The organism is Novosphingobium sp. BL-S-24 (assembly GCF_055521575.1).
Genome location: NZ_CM145488.1, coordinates 422370 through 439325, shown reverse-complemented (window position 1 = coordinate 439325; position 16956 = coordinate 422370). Strand labels below are relative to the sequence as shown.

14 protein-coding genes are annotated in these 16956 nt (G+C 62.3%); 10 read left to right on the top strand and 4 right to left on the bottom strand.

Annotated elements, in window-relative coordinates; genetic code table 11:
- Positions 1-10: 10 nt before the first annotated feature.
- From ACZ1JM_RS07245 to ACZ1JM_RS07235, 3 genes are all read right to left on the bottom strand, one after another.
- Positions 11-205 carry a hypothetical protein gene (locus ACZ1JM_RS07245; RefSeq protein WP_465134164.1) on the bottom strand — a complete coding sequence of 65 codons (195 nt, stop codon included), beginning with the start codon at positions 203-205 and terminating at the stop codon, positions 11-13.
- A gap of 173 nt (positions 206-378) precedes the next feature.
- A complete protein-coding gene (locus ACZ1JM_RS07240; RefSeq protein ID WP_465134163.1) occupies positions 379-2238 on the bottom strand; it encodes a recombinase family protein in 1860 nt (619 codons plus the stop codon).
- 317 nt (positions 2239-2555) lie between these two features.
- The gene (locus tag ACZ1JM_RS07235; RefSeq protein ID WP_465134162.1) at positions 2556-3125 is read right to left on the bottom strand and encodes a copper chaperone PCu(A)C; all 570 of its coding nucleotides are present in this window, start codon (positions 3123-3125) and stop codon (positions 2556-2558) included.
- A 185-nt stretch (positions 3126-3310) separates the two neighbouring features.
- On the opposite strand from ACZ1JM_RS07235, the gene dnaK reads away from it, so the two are divergent.
- On the top strand, positions 3311-5218 hold the full coding sequence (dnaK, locus tag ACZ1JM_RS07230; protein WP_465134161.1) for a molecular chaperone DnaK: 1908 nt from the start codon (positions 3311-3313) through the stop codon (positions 5216-5218).
- A gap of 80 nt (positions 5219-5298) precedes the next feature.
- The gene (gene dnaJ, locus ACZ1JM_RS07225; RefSeq protein WP_465134160.1) at positions 5299-6423 is read left to right on the top strand and encodes a molecular chaperone DnaJ; all 1125 of its coding nucleotides are present in this window, start codon (positions 5299-5301) and stop codon (positions 6421-6423) included.
- Positions 6424-6469: 46 nt separating this feature from the next.
- Here the strand turns inward: dnaJ and ACZ1JM_RS07220 are convergent, their stop codons facing one another.
- Positions 6470-8812: a patatin-like protein gene (locus ACZ1JM_RS07220; RefSeq protein WP_465134159.1), complete on the bottom strand. Its 2343-nt coding sequence runs from the start codon at positions 8810-8812 to the stop codon at positions 6470-6472.
- Positions 8813-8900: 88 nt separating this feature from the next.
- Between ACZ1JM_RS07220 and radA the strand changes: the two genes are divergently transcribed.
- From radA to rnr, 8 genes are all read left to right on the top strand, one after another.
- On the top strand, positions 8901-10268 hold the full coding sequence (radA, locus tag ACZ1JM_RS07215) for a DNA repair protein RadA (protein ID WP_465134158.1): 1368 nt from the start codon (positions 8901-8903) through the stop codon (positions 10266-10268).
- Positions 10269-10280: 12 nt separating this feature from the next.
- Positions 10281-10808, top strand: a complete 528-nt coding sequence (locus ACZ1JM_RS07210) for a CvpA family protein (protein ID WP_465134157.1) — start codon at positions 10281-10283, stop codon at positions 10806-10808.
- Between the two features lie 7 nt (positions 10809-10815).
- Entirely contained in the window at positions 10816-11244 is a 429-nt protein-coding gene (locus ACZ1JM_RS07205) for an iron-sulfur cluster assembly scaffold protein (protein ID WP_465134156.1), read from the top strand.
- Positions 11245-11382: 138 nt separating this feature from the next.
- The gene (gene phaR / locus ACZ1JM_RS07200) at positions 11383-11946 is read left to right on the top strand and encodes a polyhydroxyalkanoate synthesis repressor PhaR (protein WP_465134155.1); all 564 of its coding nucleotides are present in this window, start codon (positions 11383-11385) and stop codon (positions 11944-11946) included.
- A gap of 17 nt (positions 11947-11963) precedes the next feature.
- Entirely contained in the window at positions 11964-12401 is a 438-nt protein-coding gene (locus tag ACZ1JM_RS07195) for an NUDIX hydrolase (protein WP_465134154.1), read from the top strand.
- A gap of 61 nt (positions 12402-12462) precedes the next feature.
- Complete coding sequence (gene proS, locus ACZ1JM_RS07190; RefSeq protein ID WP_465134153.1) at positions 12463-14022, top strand: proline--tRNA ligase; 1560 nt, start codon at positions 12463-12465, stop codon at positions 14020-14022.
- 15 nt (positions 14023-14037) lie between these two features.
- Positions 14038-14622 carry a DUF805 domain-containing protein gene (locus tag ACZ1JM_RS07185; RefSeq protein WP_465134152.1) on the top strand — a complete coding sequence of 195 codons (585 nt, stop codon included), beginning with the start codon at positions 14038-14040 and terminating at the stop codon, positions 14620-14622.
- Between the two features lie 55 nt (positions 14623-14677).
- On the top strand, positions 14678-16951 hold the full coding sequence (rnr, locus tag ACZ1JM_RS07180) for a ribonuclease R (RefSeq protein ID WP_465134151.1): 2274 nt from the start codon (positions 14678-14680) through the stop codon (positions 16949-16951).
- The last annotated feature ends 5 nt before the right edge of the window (positions 16952-16956 follow it).

Here is a 16956-nt window from a genome sequence, read left to right as displayed (position 1 = left end):
TCGACTGCGGTTACGCGTTCCAGACGAGGGATGCGAGCAGGTCGCCGCGCCCCACCAATCGCCCCGACCGGTCCCGCGTCTCGTCGCGGGCCGGATCAAACCATCCCACCAGATATCCGCTTCGGTCGCGCCCGTCTATTCGGTTGCCTGACCGTTCACGCCAACCGCGCAACATGCCGCTGCGATCCCGATATTCGTGCCTCATCCTGCCTTCCTCCTTTTGAGGCCATTCGATCAAGCGCCGTGCGGCTGATCCGTCAAATAATGTCGGTCCGAGACACACCCGGGGGAAAGCGCCCCGCTGAGGGGCGAGAGGGGCACAGGGCGCATCAAATAACGCGATGCTCCCTCTGACCCTGTGTGACCCCTCGCAGGGGCTCACGCTGCGCGTTTGCGCTTGCTCCGCTTGAGGGCGTTGTTCAGCCGGTCAGCCGCTTCTTGTCGAGCGGCAAGCGCCCCTTCCGCCTCTTCGTCAGTAGCTGTCGGAGCAATTGGCTGGTTCAGCAACGCGTTCCGCAACGTTTCGGCGTTTGTGGTGACAACCGTCCCGTCCCGGAGCGTGTAGCATTGGCCGCCGGCAGCCAGCTCAGGAAGGAAATTGAACGTCCCGACTGTGTTGCCTTCGTTGTCGAACCTGATGCCCGCCGCTCCCCCAGCGAGGAGAATGGTGAGCGTCCGCACTTCGAGGTCGCCAACCTTGTCGACCGGATCGCACCAGACCACGTCGACGACATTTCGGATAGCCTCGCGCACCTTGAGGCGGGCATCGCGCATCGCTTCTATGTCAGCGTCGTCTCCGAGAGCGCCCCGCACCTCCCATACTCGTTGAAGGTGGACGTTCGGCGCCAGCCGGCCTCGCGCTGCTTCCAGATCGCGTTCCACACGGACGCGCTCGGCCTCCAGCTCACGCTGCTCTCGCTTTATCGCCCGAAGTTCCTCGTCAAATTCGTCCTGATCGTCGTCATCGAACTTCGCCATTTTCCTGACCAGCCGCTTGGCTTCGGCCTTCTTGTTCTCGATGGCGCGGTTCAGCTCCGCGAGCCGTATGGCGAGCGGCCCGGACAGGTCTTCACGCTGGAAGAACCTCTCGTCCAACGCGAGGTGAAGCATGGCATCGAGCGCGGCCCGCTCGAAAATGCGGTAGTTGAAGAACTGGCTATATTCGCAGCCGGTGTGGCGGGCGGCGCTGTCGCATTGGAGGTAGGAGTATCCGCCATCCTTCTTCGCGCGCCCGCGCATCGCCATCAACCCTCCGCAATGTTTGCAGCGGACGAGGGTGGAGAACAGGTTGCGAGCGTAGGGCGCATATCGCCCCGAACGGGTCTGCCATCGTTTCGACGCGCTGGCACGAGCGCGGGCGACCAAATCGGCATCAATCGCGCGAGGAAAGACATTCTCGATCCGCTCGCCGGTCTTCCGGCGCTTGCCGCTCTCTGTCACATGGGCAGGGTGATATTCACCCGCGACGGCGGGGTGCTTGAGCAGAATGCCGATGTAGCTCCATCCCCAGCCTTTGCGAGTCGTGGTCTGGCGGCCTTTGCCCCAGCTCGGAACGCCGTTATCGTTCAGGCGCTTCGCAATGCCCCAATAGCCTATCCCGTCCGCCGCCCATTCGTATATCTGCTTCAGGACGGCCACGCGCTCGGGGATCAGTTCATAGCGGCGGTTATCGTGATCCTTGTCGACCCGTTCGCCAGCGACCTCGATCCAAGCCGGCGGCTTGGCCGAAAGCACCTTGCCCTGACGCGTGAGCTGCTGCTTCCGTCGCCAAGCATCTGAGATGAGCTGGCTCTTCTTCTCGCTCTCGGTGTGATTGACTGTGGCGTGCATCACGATTTCCATGATGCCCATCAGGGCCATCGGACCTTTGAGATAAGCGTCATCGAAAATGCGTTCGCCATCAACCGTGGCGATCTTGATGCCGCAGTCGCAAAGGTCTTCCATCCACCGCTGCGTAACGCGCGGTTCGAGGCGGCTGAGCCGGTCCAGCTTGTGAACGACGAGAATGGTGCCCGCCGGCACATCGCCGGCATCGACGCTCCGACGCCATTTGCCGAGATTGCCGACGCTGAGGTGATGCCCCTTCCATGCGGACTGCCCCAAATCTTCAACGATCTGGATTACATCCCAGCCCTTGCGCTTACAGAAAGCTTGGCACTCCTCGAGTTGCCGCTCCTTGGAGAAGCCTTTCTCCTGCCGCTTGGTCGAGAAGCGGATATAGATAACAGCATCGGTCACGCACAAACTCCCGGGGATACGTCCCCAGCTTCTGCGTTGTGCGTTACTTTTCCGTTAGACAGTCATCTCGTGAATGAACAGGCCACGTAGTGGAAATGAAGCCTGCGAGAAATCGGCGACGTAGGATCCGCTTCGTGGATGGAAATGGAGATGGCCGCACGGCGCCATAACCGTCTCGCGAGGTTGGAATGGAAACCATTTCCGGCGCTTGATCCGTACCGGGTCACAGCCGATCGCATCACCGAAAACCGAACGCACCAAATCGATTTCGCCCGACGTCAGGGAACGCTCGCCGCCGGGTTCGCAGGTCAGCGCGGTCAGTGCTGCATTCCACTCATGTCATGACCGCTCATATCGTGATCGTTATCTCCAGTGCCCGACGCTGCTCCACCGGACGCACCCATTTTCTCGATCGTTATCGGCATGGAAAGCTTATCGCCGTCCGTAAAGGTCAGCGTCAATTCGGTCGTCCCACCTGACTGAAGCTTGTCGGACAGATCAAACGCCATGACGTGCAGTCCGCCGGGGGTGAACACGACCGAGGCACCGGGATCGATCGGGAGCGATTGGACGGGGGCCATCTTGCCGCCGTTGGTCTGGTGCATCTGGGCGTCGCTCACGCCCGCGATATTCACCGCCGCTAACGTTACCGGCTCAGCGCCATTGTTGCGCACAATGAAATAGGCGGCAGCGGGGCGTCCGGCGATAATCGGCAGGACCAGCTTGCCGTCGCTGGCGACCAGGCCCGGCTTAGCATCGGGTCCGGAGAGCGTCGCTTCGTTGGAAGCGGTAGGGCTGTCAGGCTCCTTGCCGCATGCACTCAGCGTCGCGATCAGGGCAAGGCTGGCGACAAGGGCGAAAGAACGGGCGCGAATCCTGGGCGGCATGGGCTGATCTCGGCTTGGGAAAAAATCGCTCGCCTAATGCCATCGCATCAGACTTGTTCCAAGCAAAACCGCTCCTATATCGCGGCTCGACGACTTGGAACGTCATCGAGCCGTGCAAGCCGCCTTGCCTTGTGTAAGGGAGGCGATCCGTGCGGTGTCACCCACTGACGTGAGGATTGGGGATAATGGCTAAAGTAATTGGTATCGATCTGGGCACCACCAACAGCTGCGTTGCGGTCATGGACGGCGGCAAGCCCAAGGTTATCGAGAATTCCGAAGGTGCGCGCACCACGCCCTCGATCGTCGCTTTCACCAAGGATGGTGAGCGTCTGATCGGGCAGCCTGCAAAGCGCCAGGCCGTGACCAACGGCGACAATACGATTTTCGCGGTGAAGCGCCTGATCGGCCGCCGCTTTGACGACCCGGTGACCAAGAAGGACACTGAGCTGGTTCCCTACACCATCGTGAAGGGCAAGAACGGCGACGCGTGGGTCAACGCGGGCGGCGAAGACTACAGCCCTTCGCAGATCTCGGCGTTCACGCTGCAGAAGATGAAGGAAACCGCCGAATCGTACCTTGGCGAGACGGTCACTCAGGCCGTCATCACGGTTCCGGCCTACTTCAACGACGCGCAGCGCCAGGCGACCAAGGACGCCGGCCAGATCGCCGGTCTTGAAGTACTGCGCATCATCAACGAACCTACGGCTGCTGCGCTGGCCTATGGCCTCGACAAGCAGGACGGCAAGACCATCGCCGTCTACGACCTTGGTGGTGGTACGTTCGACGTTTCGGTTCTCGAGATCGGCGACGGCGTCTTCGAAGTGAAGTCGACCAATGGCGATACGTTCCTTGGCGGTGAAGACTTTGACTCCAAGCTGGTCGAATGGCTGGCCGACAAGTTCAAGTCCAAGGAAAACATGGACCTGCGGACCGACAAGCTTGCTCTGCAGCGTCTGAAGGAAGCGGCTGAAAAGGCGAAGATCGAACTGTCGTCCACTGCGACGACCGAGATCAACCTGCCCTTCATCACTGCCCGCATGGAAGGCGGCGCCACCACTCCGCTGCACCTCGTCGAGACCATCACCCGTTCCGATCTGGAGCGCATGGTTGCCGACCTGATCCAGCGGACGCTGGAGCCTTGCCGCAAGGCGCTGGCCGATGCCGGTCTTTCGGCAAAGGACATCGACGACGTCGTGCTCGTCGGCGGCATGACCCGCATGCCCAAGGTGCGCGAAGTCGTGAAGGAATTCTTCGGCAAGGAACCGCACACCGGCGTGAACCCTGACGAAGTCGTCGCCATGGGCGCAGCCATTCAGGCCGGCGTCCTTCAGGGCGACGTCAAGGACGTTCTGCTGCTCGACGTTACCCCGCTTTCGCTGGGTATCGAAACGCTGGGCGGCATCATGACCAAGATGATTGATCGCAACACGACGATCCCGACCAAGAAGAGCCAGGTCTACTCGACCGCCGAGGACAATCAGCAGGCGGTGACGATCCGGGTGTTCCAGGGCGAGCGCGAGATGGCGCAGGACAACAAGCTGCTCGGCCAGTTCGACCTCGTCGGCATTCCGCCGTCGCGTCGGGGTGTCCCGCAGATCGAAGTCACCTTCGACATCGACGCCAACGGTCTTGTGAACGTGTCCGCCAAGGACAAGGGCACGGGCAAGGAACAGCAGATCCGCATCCAGGCGTCGGGCGGTCTTTCGGACTCCGACATCGACCAGATGGTCAAGGATGCCGAGAAGTTCGCCGAGGAAGACAAGAAGCGTCGCGAATCTGCCGAAGCTCGCAACCAGGCTGACAGCCTTGTCCATGCGACCGAACAGCAGATTGCCGAAAATGGCGACAAGATCGACGCCGCGCTTAAGGGTGAAGTCGAAGCCGCGATCGCTGCGACCAAGACCGCTCTTGAAGGCAACGATGCTGCCGACATCAACGCCAAGGCCCAGGAACTGACCCAGGTCGCCATGAAGATGGGGCAGGCCATCTATGAAAAGGAGCAGGCTTCGGCTGCTTCGCCTGAAGCACCCAAGGCTGGCGACGACGATGTGGTCGACGCCGAGTTCTCCGAAGTTGATGAAAACAAGGGCTGACCAGTCCTGATGAAAACCATGCCGTCGCCAGTGCAATCCGTGCTGGTGGCGGCTAGGTTGTTCCCCAGGGGAAGAACAACGTGTCGGCTACAGAAATAGATTACTACGAACTGCTCGAGTGTGAGCGTACTGCGGACGAAAAGACTCTGAAGTCTTCGTACCGGCGTCTCGCCATGCGGTTCCACCCGGACAAGAACCCGGGATGCAAGGATTCCGAAACCCGTTTCAAGCAGATCAGCGAGGCGTATGATTGCCTCAAGGATCCGCAAAAACGGGCAGCCTACGACCGCTTTGGCCATGCCGCTTTCCAGCAGGGCATGGGCGGTGGCGGCGGCCAGAACGGCGATTTCGGCGACATCGGCGATATTTTCGAATCGATTTTCGGCAGCGCTTTCGGCGGCGGTGGTCGCCAGCAGGCACGCCGTGGTGCCGATCTGCGTTATGACATGGAGGTCAGCCTGGATGAGGCGTTCCGTGGCAAGCAGACCGACATCACCATTGAAGTGTCGCAAAGCTGCGAGCCCTGCCATGGCACTGGCGCTCAACCGGGCACCAGCAAGCGGAACTGCAACATGTGCGCCGGCCACGGCAAAGTGCGTGCTCAGCAGGGCTTCTTCGTGGTCGAACGTACCTGCCCCACCTGTCAGGGCCGGGGCGAGGTCATTGAAAAGCCATGCCGTTCGTGCGGTGGCGAAGGTCGGGTAGACAAGCCGCAGACCTTGCAGGTGGACATTCCGCCGGGCGTCGATTCAGGCACCCGCATCCGCTTGTCCGGCAAGGGCGAAGCGGGACCGTTCGGCTCACCGCCTGGTGATCTGTACATCTTTCTGCACGTCAAACGTCACCGGGTATTCGAGCGGGAGGGTACGACCCTTCTCACGCGCGTGCCGATCACGTTCACCACGGCTGCCCTTGGTGGCTCGATCGAAATTCCCGGCATTGACGGGGATGCGATCGAGGTGGAGATTCCTGCGGGCATCCAGTCGGGCAAGCAACTGCGCAAGCGCGGAGCCGGCATGCCGGTTCTCCAAGGGCGTGGTCGCGGAGACATGGTGATCGAAATATCGGTCGAAACGCCGACCAAGCTTTCCGCGCGTCAAAAGGAATTGCTGCGGGAATTGCAGGCCACGGAGACGGGCGACGAGTGTCCGGGCTCGAAGGGCTTTTTCGACCGGCTCAAAGATGCCTGGAATGATCTGACCTGATACGACATCGGCCCGGAGCCATGGGCTCGGGGCCGATGTTTCGTTATCACGCGGTGGCGGTTTGCCGCGCGCTCCCTCCAGCCAATACCTCGCGACGGATGCGAGATACCAGTTCGGGATCGGCGCTGAGCCGCTCCTTCTCCTCGTCCAATATAGCGAGAAAAGCGCGGCGTTTGTATCCCATTAATTCGATGGCGGAGATTGCGTGTTCTTCGCTGAGGGTGGAGGCGATCATGTCCACCACGCGCTCAGCGCCGTGCAGGCGACCCCAAAGGTAGTCATTCTCGCGATAGGCCCGGCTGAAGAACGCGCCGAAGTTGAAGAATTCCGTGCCGCGCAAGGTTTCACCCGTGCCGCCGGACCGGATGGCCGAGCAGTCCTCTGGCGAAATGCGATCGACCAGCACGGGATCGAACTCATTCAGTCCCTCTCCTCGCAGCAAGGGCAGCGTCACCATGTCGTAAAACGGAAATCCCAGATAGGCGAGCAGTACGCGCCGTCGCAGCGCCTGCGGCATCGCTGTCAGGGCTTCTGAAAAACGCTCGTCCACCGCATCGTCGATGGCGGTGAGGTTGCGATTACGCTCGATGTGGTCGACCACCGCCTGTGGGTCTTTAAAGAACGAACGCGCCAGACCGGGAAATTCCGCTCCGAGGGAGGCGATCGGCTCCTGATCGATATAGAACGAGAGGGCACCATAGATCGCCGATCGCGCCGCGTCACGGTCCTCCTCGGTCACGCCGCTTTCCGCCTCCCATTCCTGCGTGACCCGCCGGGCGAGCAGGCGCAGCCGGCGGATGCGGAAAGGGATATCATGGGCGCGGAAGAACCGTATCATCGCGGGTGAATTGGTGTCGCGAACGCCCTGCGCTCGATCAATGCCTTGCGCTGACAACAGATTTATCAACTGCAGCCGGATCGGCTCGGGCGAAGGAAGTTCCAACTGCGGTGCTGCGCTGAAGATCATGCGCGCCAGCATCGCCGTGATGCTGCTGAACTTTACCTGGACATAGCCGTGGTAAGCGTATCCCGCCTGCTCCGACGCAGCGGCCTGCGCCTTGGCCCGCCACGCCGCGATGCGCCGCGGCGTAGGGCTGTCCAGAAACAGCGTGTGGCCGAACAGCCTGTCGACAGTGTCCTCGATCTGCGGCCGCATCGCGATGACGATCTCGCGCAGTGTCGCCATTTCGCGGGACTGACGGGCAAGGGTTTCCAGATTATCGCGAATGGGCTGTTCGCGCGGAATGGAGGACAAGGATCCGAAGATCACCGGAAAGAACCCCGGCAATGTCGTGTCACGCCGCATTTCAGCGCCCAGATGATCGGGCGTGGGATCGATGTAGACGAAACGCCGGTCGATCTCACGCGCGGCAGGCCGATCACGCAGCACCGCCATTGCATCGGCGAATGGGGCGTTCACCAGCACCGATCCGTCGATCAGCGCCACACTGTCCAACTCCTTTCGGCGGGCGTGTTCGGGCATGATTCGGGCGAGGAAAGTGTCGCGCTCGGGCCAGGGTGCTTCCTCTTCTGCAACCAGCCGGTCAATCTCCTCGATCCGAAGTGGTGGGAATGCGCCGGGAAAACTGGCGGAAGCGCGGGCGGCCAGAACCAGTTCGGGAATGGCCGCCAGAGCATCTCCCCCCTCCCGTCCTGCAAGCGCATGGAAACCGAACGTCAGGCGATGCTCGCTCTCCAGAACGAGTTTGGGTGAATGCAGCCGGAGCATCTCGAGATGCCCCTTGAAGTCCGTAGCGGTCACGAAAAGGTCGATGGGGTGATCGGCGGGCAGCAGGGGTTTGCCGGTCGGCGCTTCGGCCATCGCCGTCAGGGCGCGATGGAGCAGTCGAGAAAAGCCGATTCCACTGAATGGTGGCTCGAACCAGCGCGAGCGGATCAGGCGGGACAGTTTTTCACGCACTTCGGCCCGTGCTTCGGGCGCAACGCTGGCACTGACCGCGTTGCCGGGGCGATGCAGCAGATACGTCACAAGCGGGCTGGCCCAGAACTTTGCCGCACGCGACCCGGGTCGCGCTTCAGGATCCAGCAGCGCATCGACGTCTGCGCATTCCAGCCAAAGGTCGGTCAACGGCTCCAGCGATTGACCCGAATGGATGGCCTGCGCGAGAAAGATGCTGTTGATGCCCCCGGCACTCGCCCCTGCGACGATATCGGTCAGAATCCGCAGCTTCACATTGCCGCCGCTCTCCAGCCGTCGCAGGAGGTCGAGATACACCGAAGCGCTCCCCGCCGGAGCGCTCTCGCCAGACCACAGGGCGCGGCTCGCCTGCAGGGCTTTCCACAATTCCTTGGTCACGCCGTGCATGTAGACCGCAAGGCTGACCCCGCCGTAGCAGACCAGGGCGATCCGCAGTTCTTTTTGCTGCATCGTCGCAGAGTGGCGCAGCAAAAGCGCATTGGCAATGTTAGAAGAATGACAATTGCGTTCCTCTTCCGTTCCGGTTAACCGAAGCGGCATGGCCAAGCCCAAACGTCGATATGTGTGTCAAGCCTGCGGCGGCGTTTCCAACCGCTGGCAGGGTCAGTGCCCCGACTGCAGCGAGTGGAACACGCTGGTAGAAGATGCGCCGCAAACGGTGTTCTCCGCCAAGCATGACCTGTCGACGGGCGGGCGGCCGATCCAGTTCACGCCGCTCGATCAACCTGGCGAAGTACCCAGGCGGCGGGCCAGCGGCATTGCCGAGTTCGACCGCGCGCTTGGGGGAGGGCTGGTGCCAGGTTCCGCGATTCTTATGGGCGGAGATCCTGGCATCGGAAAATCGACGCTTCTGCTGCAGGTTTCCGCGCATATCGCCCGGTCGGGCGGCTTGTCCGTCTATGTGAGTGGTGAAGAAGCGGCGGGGCAGGTGCGCCTACGGGCGGAGCGGCTTGGGTTGTCGAATGCGCCGATCCAATTAGCGGCGGCAACGTCGGTGCGCGATATTCTGACGACGTTGGGGATGATGGAGCCGCCAGCGCTGCTAGTGATCGATTCGATCCAGACCATGCACTCGGACCAGATCGAAGGAGCGCCCGGAACCGTCAGCCAGGTTCGCGGCTGTGCTTTCGAATTGATCCGTTACGCCAAGGAAAACGGCGTCACCATGGTGCTTGTCGGCCATGTGACCAAGGATGGCACGATCGCCGGTCCGCGCGTGCTGGAGCATATGGTTGACGTGGTGATGAGCTTCGAAGGGGAGCGCAGCCACCAGTATCGCATTCTTCGCAGCCTGAAGAACCGCTTCGGCCCGGTCGATGAAATCGGCGTTTTCGCGATGGACGGGGATGGTCTGGCGGAAGTCGGCAACCCGTCCATGCTGTTCCTTTCCGGGCGGGACGAGCCGATGGCGGGCAGCGCGGTGTTTCCGGCGATGGAGGGCACGCGGCCGGTTCTGGTAGAGATACAGGCGCTAATCGTGCGATTGCAGAGCGGAGCCACGCCGCGCCGCGCGGTTGTGGGCTGGGATAACGGTCGAATGGCGATGCTGCTGGCTGTGCTGGAGGCACGATGCGGGCTGAATTTCTCGGCATGCGAAGTCTATCTCAACATCGCGGGTGGCTATCGGCTAAGCGATCCCGCCGCCGACCTTGCTGTGGCGGCGGCGCTGGTGTCGGCCCTGGGGGACAAGCCGCTGTCGACCGATGCGGTGTGGTTCGGCGAAGTCTCGCTTGCGGGCGAGATTCGTCCGGTGGCGCACGGCTCTATCCGGCAGCGCGAATCCGCGAAGCTGGGTTTCAATGCGGCATTTGGCCCGTCCAATGGTCCGCCGCCGGAGAAGGGCCTGCGTTTCACCGGATTGACTATGCTGCCCAACCTCGTTGACCGCATCCTGTCCGATGCCTAGATCAGGCAGCATATGACAGGCTTCGACATCGCCGTCCTGCTTATCGTCGGACTGGGCGCCATTACCGGCTTCATTCGTGGGTTCGTGCAGGAAATCCTGGCACTGACGGCGTGGGTTTTCGCCATCTTTGCAATCCGCATGCTGCACACGCCAGCGACGGCATGGCTGGAACCGCACATCGGATCTGCATCGGGGGCGGCTGTGCTTGCCTTCGCCCTTTGCCTTGGCGTGCCGTTCGTGCTGGTGAAGCTGGTGGCCGGATGGGCAGGCAGCAAAAGCCGCGCGTCGGTGCTTGGACCAATCGATCGGGTGCTGGGTTTCGGCTTCGGCGCGGTGAAGGGCGTGATCATCATCGTGCTGGCGTTCTCGGTGCTGGTGCTTGGATACGACACGATCTGGGGCGTGGGCGGTCGGCCTGACTGGATCAGGCAGGCGCGCACGTATCCGTTCGTCAACGCCAGTAGCGAGGCGCTGGTGCAGGTTATCGCCGAACGCAGGCAGGAAGCGCGTACAGCAGAAGCCGCGCGCGGTAATCGCTGACCCCGCCATGTCGGCCACGATCCTCTATACGCCTGATGTGCTTGGGCTTGCCATCGAACTGGCCCGCTATCCCTTGACGGACGACCTGACGCTTCGGGGAGACGGGCGATCCAAGAGCTGCGGTAGCAGTATCGTGCTGGGTCTGGCGCTTGGAGCGGACGGGGTGATCGAACGCGTTGGTTTGCGCAGCCACGCCTGCGCGATCGGGCAAGCGTCCGCTGCCATTTTCGCCGGTGCTGCGGCCGGGCGCAATGCGAACGACATGGCGGAGGCTGAAGCGGCCATCGCGGCATGGCTGGCAGGCGACGCGGCGATGCCGGACTGGCCTGGGCTAGATACCATATCCGCCGCGAAAGAGTACCCCGCGCGACATGGCGCTGTGCTGTTGCCATGGCGCGCTGCGGCAAAGGCGTTCCGGTCTCTTCCAAGTGAGTAAAGATCGTCGTTTGCCGGTCACATAAACCGTACGACTTTTGGTCCACGACATTTCCGTCTATTGCTGCGCAGCAAATTGTGTTGCATCGCGACAATGCGGGATGTTAAGCTATAGTCCACAAGGACTGGGGACTGGAACATGGCTGATACGGCGCCGAAGGATGACAACACCGTCATCATCAAGAAGTACGCCAACCGGCGGCTCTATAACACGCAATCTTCCAGTTACATCACGCTTGACCATCTCTCGAAGATGACGCGCGAAGGCGTGAATTACAAAGTCCTCGATGCCAAGACGGGCACGGACATCACGCATACGATCCTGACCCAGATCATTATGGAGGAAGAATCGAGCGGGGAGCAGATGCTGCCTGTGAACTTCCTGCGCGAACTGATCAGCATGTACGGTAATTCGATGCAGTCGCTGATTCCGCATTACCTCGAAGCGTCGATGGAAAACTTCCGCGCCAACCAGAGCAAGCTTGCCAAGGCGTTCGAAGACAGCCTCGGCAACAATCCGCTGGCAAAGCTCGCCGAACAGAACATGGCGATGTTCCGTGCTGCATCGTCCGCCTTCATGCCGGGCGCTGAAAAGCCGGAGACCAAGACGTCGCCAGCCGCTGCGCCGGAGCAGGGGGACCTTTCCGCCTTGCGCGACCAGATGGCCGAGATCCAGAAGCGGCTCGACGCGCTGGGCAAGTAAGCCGCGCCGTCCAATCCATGACAGCCCGAATGCCGCGCCCAGCCGCGCGGATCGTCCTGACCGATGCCGCTGGCCGGGTGCTGTTGTTCCGCTTCGATCCGGCTGACCGGCCGCCGTTCTGGTGTACGCCCGGTGGCGCGGTTGATCCGGGTGAGAGTTATGAGCAAGCAGCCCGGCGCGAATTGCTGGAGGAAACCGGCCTTACCGCCGATCCCGGCCCACAGATCGCCCGGAAAATGGCGGAGTTCATCACCATAGAGGGTGTGCCGGTCTTTGCAGACGAGCGCTATTTTCGCATCCGCCTCCCGGCCGACGGCGATTCTGATGGCATCGACACCGGAGGTCATACCGCCCTGGAGCGGGAGGTGATGCGCAGCTGGCGTTGGTTCGCTCCCCATGAACTGGCCGACCTGACCGAGCCGTTCTACCCTGAAGACCTTACCGATTTGCTGTAGCGGCGACCTAGACCCACCGAGGCGTTTGAACCTTTTGCAGAGTGCGGCTAACAGCGGCGCCATGAATCAGAAGACAGCCCAGGCGCCTGCCATCCGCCACGCCCTTTCCACCAAGCGCGAGGACGATTTCGCGCAGTGGTATCAGGAAGTCGTTTCCGAAGCCGAAATGGCTGAGGAATCCGGCGTGCGCGGCTGCATGGTCATCAAGCCGTGGGGCTATGGCGTGTGGGAACGCATCCAGCGCCTGATGGACGACCGGATCAAAGCCGCAGGCGTGCAGAACTGCTACTTCCCGCTGTTCATTCCGCTATCGTACTTCGCCAAGGAAGCGGAGCACGTCGAAGGCTTTGCCAAGGAAATGGCTGTCGTCACCCATCACCGCCTGATCGGCGATGGCAAGGGCGGGCTGGTCCCCGACCCGGAGGCGAAGCTGGAAGAGCCGCTGATCGTGCGTCCGACGTCGGAAACTGTGATCGGCCAGGCGATGGCGCGCTGGGTCCAGTCCTGGCGCGACCTGCCGCTGATGGTCAACCAGTGGGCTAACGTGGTGCGCTGGGAAATGCGCACCCGCATGTTCCTTCGCACCAGCGAGTTCCTCTGGCAGGAAGGGCATACGGCCCACGCCGACCGCGACGATGCGATGGCAGAGACGCTGCGCGCGCTGGAAATGTACCGTGACTTTGCGGAAAACGAACTGGCAATGCCGGTGATCGCCGGCGAAAAACCGGAACACGAACGCTTTCCCGGCGCCGTCGCGACGTATTCGATCGAAGCGATGATGCAGGACGGCAAGGCGCTGCAGGCCGGCACCTCGCACTACCTCGGCACTGGGTTCGCGCATGCTGCCGGTATCACCTTCCAGGATCGCGAAGGCGCGCAGCAATACGCACACACCACCAGCTGGGGCACTTCCACCCGCATGATCGGCGGGCTGATCATGACGCATGGTGATGACGATGGCCTGCGCGTGCCGCCGCGCGTCGCCCCGCACCAGATCGTGATCTTGCCGATGCTGCGCGACACGCCGGAGGACGATGCGCTGCTGGCCTATTGCGAGGACTTGCGCAAATCCCTTGCCGGGATGTCGGCACTAGGCGAGCCGGTGCGCGTGCTGCTGGACAAGCGACCGGGCAAAGCAACGCAAAAGCGTTGGGCCTGGGTCAAGAAGGGTGTGCCACTGGTGCTGGAAATTGGCGGCCGTGATGCCGCTGGCGGACAGGTTTCCATGTTGCGCCGCGATCGCCTGTGGAACGACACCGCAAAGGCCAATTTCATGGGGCTGGGCAAGGACGATTTCCTCACGCGCGCGGTGTCGGAGATCGAGGACATCCAGGCCTCACTCTACGCCGAAGCCAAGGCCCGGCGCGATGCGAACATGGCGACAGCGTCCAGCTTCGACGAGATTGCCGCGTTCTTTGCGGAGAACAAGCGCTACCCCGGATGGGTCGAAGTGGAATGGGCGCGCCCCACCGGCGACGAGCTGGACGCTGTGGTGCAAAAGCTGAAATCGCTCAAGCTGACGATGCGCAACACGCCGCTGAACGGCCCATCCGCGACGGGCACCTGCATTTTCACGGGACGCCCGGCAGTGGAAAAGATATACGTAGCACGGTCTTACTGACCAAAGGGGAACCAGATGCTCACGGCGATCAAATATAATCTTGCGAACCTGACCAATTTCAAGGGTCGCGACGGTCGCTCGACATTCTGGTTCTACATCCTGTTCCTCGTCATCGCGCAGATCGCGATTTCGTTCGTGGTGTCGATCGCCATGACCGGGCCGATGATGGGCGACCTCTTCGCTGCCGCGCAGCACGGGGCGAGCGAAACGGAAATCCAGCAGCGCGTCTACGGCCGGATGGAAGGGATGATGCGGGCGTCTGCGTGGACGTCTGCGGTGATCACGCTGGTCATGATCGGGCTGGTCATGGCATCGTTCACCCGCCGTCTCCACGATTCCAACAAGCCGGGGTGGATCGCAGCGGTGACGGCGGTGATCCAGCTGGCGGGCGTGGCGCTGCAGATCGCATCGATCGACAAGGCCGTGGAGGTTATCTTGGTTATCCAAGGCGGCGACGTGACGAAGATCCAAGAGGCACAAGGGACCCTGATGGCTAACGGGCTGGTCTCATGGATCCCGTTGATCCTCGTCATCGTATTCGGCGCATGGCCATCGAGCGATGGCGACAACCGCTATGGGCCGGAACCCGACCACCTCTGATCCGGGCTGAGCGGCGGGCATTGCATTCGCGCGCTATCCGCCCCATTGCAGGCCGATGCCTTCCAAGAACCGGCCCGCTCCCGGCTTGCCCACGCGCAAGCAGATCCTCGACCTTATCCAGAACTCGGCAGAGCCTGTCGGCAAGCGCGAGATCACGCGCGAGTTTGGCCTTAAGGGCAACGAAAAGATCCAGTTGAAAGCGCTGCTGAAGGACATGGCCGAGGAGGGCCTGATCGACGGCAAGCGCACCGCGTTTCACAAGATGGGCGGCCTGCCCAAAGTGACAGTGCTGCGGGTGATCGACATCGACGAAGGCGAGCCGGTTGCTGTGCCAGACACCTGGCAGCCGGACGATGCCAGCCCGCCGCCGCGCATCCGTCTGATCGAGCAGCGCGGTATGAAGCGCGCTCCCGGCTCGGCCTTGCGCAAGGGTGACCGCGTGCTGGCCCGTACCGAGGAGAGCGAGCGCGGGTGGCGCGCCTATCCGATGAAAAAGCTGGAACTGCGCGCGGAGCAAGTGCTTGGCGTGGTTGAAGTGGATATCGCCGGAAAGCCATGGCTCGCGCCGATCGACAAGCGAGTGCGGCATTCGTCTCCGATTGCCGACCTTGGCGGAGCGAAGACCGGTGAACTCGTGCTGGGGGAGCCCATCGGCAAGTCCGCACGCCCGTCCGTGAAAGTGGTGCAGGTGCTGGGCGAACCGCTGGCGCCCAAGGCGTTCAGCCTGATCGCGATCCACAAGCACGGCATTCCCAACGCGTTTGCCCAGGAAACCGTGGACGAGGCGCATCTGGCGGCGAAACTGCCGCTGAGTCACGAGCAGCGCGAAGACCTGCGCCATTTGCCGATCGTGGCGATCGACCCTTCGGATGCGCGCGATCATGACGATGCGATCTGGGCCAAGCCGGACGGGCAGGGCGGGTTCGACGCCCTTGTCGCTATCGCCGATGTATCATTTTACGTCCGGCCGGGCGGGGAGATCGACCGGGAAGCTCGCAAGCGTGGCAACTCCGTCTACTTCCCCGATCGCGTCGTGCCTATGCTGCCGGAAGTCCTGAGCGCGGACGTATGTTCCCTGCGCTCGGGCGAGGACCGCGCCGCGATGGCGTGTCATATGAAGATCGACGCAGAAGGGCGCGTGACCGAATGGCGATTTACGCGCGCGCTGGTGCGGATAGACGAGGTCATCGCTTACGAAGAAGCGCAGGCGCGTGTGGACGAGGACCGGGCTCCCGAGCATCTTCGCCATCTGTGGGATTGCTGGAAGGCACTCGCCGCCGCGCGCAAGGCTCGCGATCCGCTAGAGCTTGAGTTGCCCGAACGCCGGGTAAAGCTGGACGAAAAGGGCCGTATCACCGAGATCGCGCTGCGTGAGCGGCTCGACGCGCACCGGGTGGTCGAGGATTTCATGATTGCGGCGAACGTCGCGGCGGCCAAGGCGCTGGAGGCGAAAGTTGCGCCGGTCGTCTACCGCATCCACGAGACGCCGAGCCGGGAAAAGCTCATCGCGCTCAAGGAATACCTGGCAACGTTCGACAAGAAGCTGGCGTTGGGGCAGGTCATCACGCCCGGCCTGTTCAACCGCATGCTGAAGGACATCGCGGACGAGGCCGAGAAGGCGCTCATTATGGAAGCCGTGCTGCGCAGCCAGACACAGGCCTACTATGGCCCGAGCAATGCGGGGCACTTTGGTCTCGCGCTGGGGTCGTACGCGCACTTTACCTCGCCAATCCGCCGCTACGCTGATTTGATGGTTCATCGCGCGCTGGTGGACGCCTATGGACTCGAGCAGCCCAAGCCGCAGGGCGATCTGCCGCCGACTTCAGGACTTGCCGAACGCGACCGGGCGGACCTTGGTCGCATCAGCGACGCGATCAGCAAGGCCGAACGCCGCGCCATGGAGGCCGAGCGCGAGACGATCGACCGCTACGTTGCCGCCTGGCTCGCGAGCCGGGTGGGCGAAGTGTTCGACTGCCGCATTACCGGGGTCCAGAAGTTCGGCTTCTTCGCCACCATCCTCAGCCTTGGCGGCGATGGGCTGGTGCCGGTCTCGACGCTGGGCGACGAACGGTTCGGCTATGATGAAAAGGCGCAAGTGCTGGTGGGAGAGCAAAGCCGCACCACGTACGCCATGGGCCAGATCGTCCGCCTGCGCTTGGCCGAGGCGAACCCGCTGACGGGCGCGCTGAAGTTCGAACTGGAAGAAGGCGGCGGCCGGATCGAACCGCGCGGCCGCCCGCAAGTCGCTTTCGCCAAGAAGGGTAAGCACCTTGTCGGCAAGCGCGGCCGCCCCGGCAATATCCGCCATCAGGGGCGCGGGCGCAAATAACGCCT

Bases quoted from the DNA above. Each gene is read 5' to 3' on its own strand.
- ACZ1JM_RS07205 (WP_465134156.1), top strand. From the start codon at position 10,816: ATGTCGGCCACGATCCTCTATACGCCTGATGTGCTTGGGCTTGCCATC.
- radA (WP_465134158.1), top strand. From the start codon at position 8,901: ATGGCCAAGCCCAAACGTCGATATGTGTGTCAAGCCTGCGGCGGCGTT.
- proS (WP_465134153.1), top strand. From the start codon at position 12,463: ATGAATCAGAAGACAGCCCAGGCGCCTGCCATCCGCCACGCCCTTTCC.
- dnaK (WP_465134161.1), top strand. From the start codon at position 3,311: ATGGCTAAAGTAATTGGTATCGATCTGGGCACCACCAACAGCTGCGTT.
- rnr (WP_465134151.1), top strand. From the start codon at position 14,678: ATGCCTTCCAAGAACCGGCCCGCTCCCGGCTTGCCCACGCGCAAGCAG.
- ACZ1JM_RS07235 (WP_465134162.1), bottom strand. From the start codon at position 3,125: ATGCCGCCCAGGATTCGCGCCCGTTCTTTCGCCCTTGTCGCCAGCCTT.
- ACZ1JM_RS07220 (WP_465134159.1), bottom strand. From the start codon at position 8,812: ATGCAGCAAAAAGAACTGCGGATCGCCCTGGTCTGCTACGGCGGGGTC.
- ACZ1JM_RS07185 (WP_465134152.1), top strand. From the start codon at position 14,038: ATGCTCACGGCGATCAAATATAATCTTGCGAACCTGACCAATTTCAAG.
- ACZ1JM_RS07210 (WP_465134157.1), top strand. From the start codon at position 10,281: ATGACAGGCTTCGACATCGCCGTCCTGCTTATCGTCGGACTGGGCGCC.
- ACZ1JM_RS07195 (WP_465134154.1), top strand. From the start codon at position 11,964: ATGACAGCCCGAATGCCGCGCCCAGCCGCGCGGATCGTCCTGACCGAT.
- ACZ1JM_RS07245 (WP_465134164.1), bottom strand. From the start codon at position 205: ATGAGGCACGAATATCGGGATCGCAGCGGCATGTTGCGCGGTTGGCGT.
- phaR (WP_465134155.1), top strand. From the start codon at position 11,383: ATGGCTGATACGGCGCCGAAGGATGACAACACCGTCATCATCAAGAAG.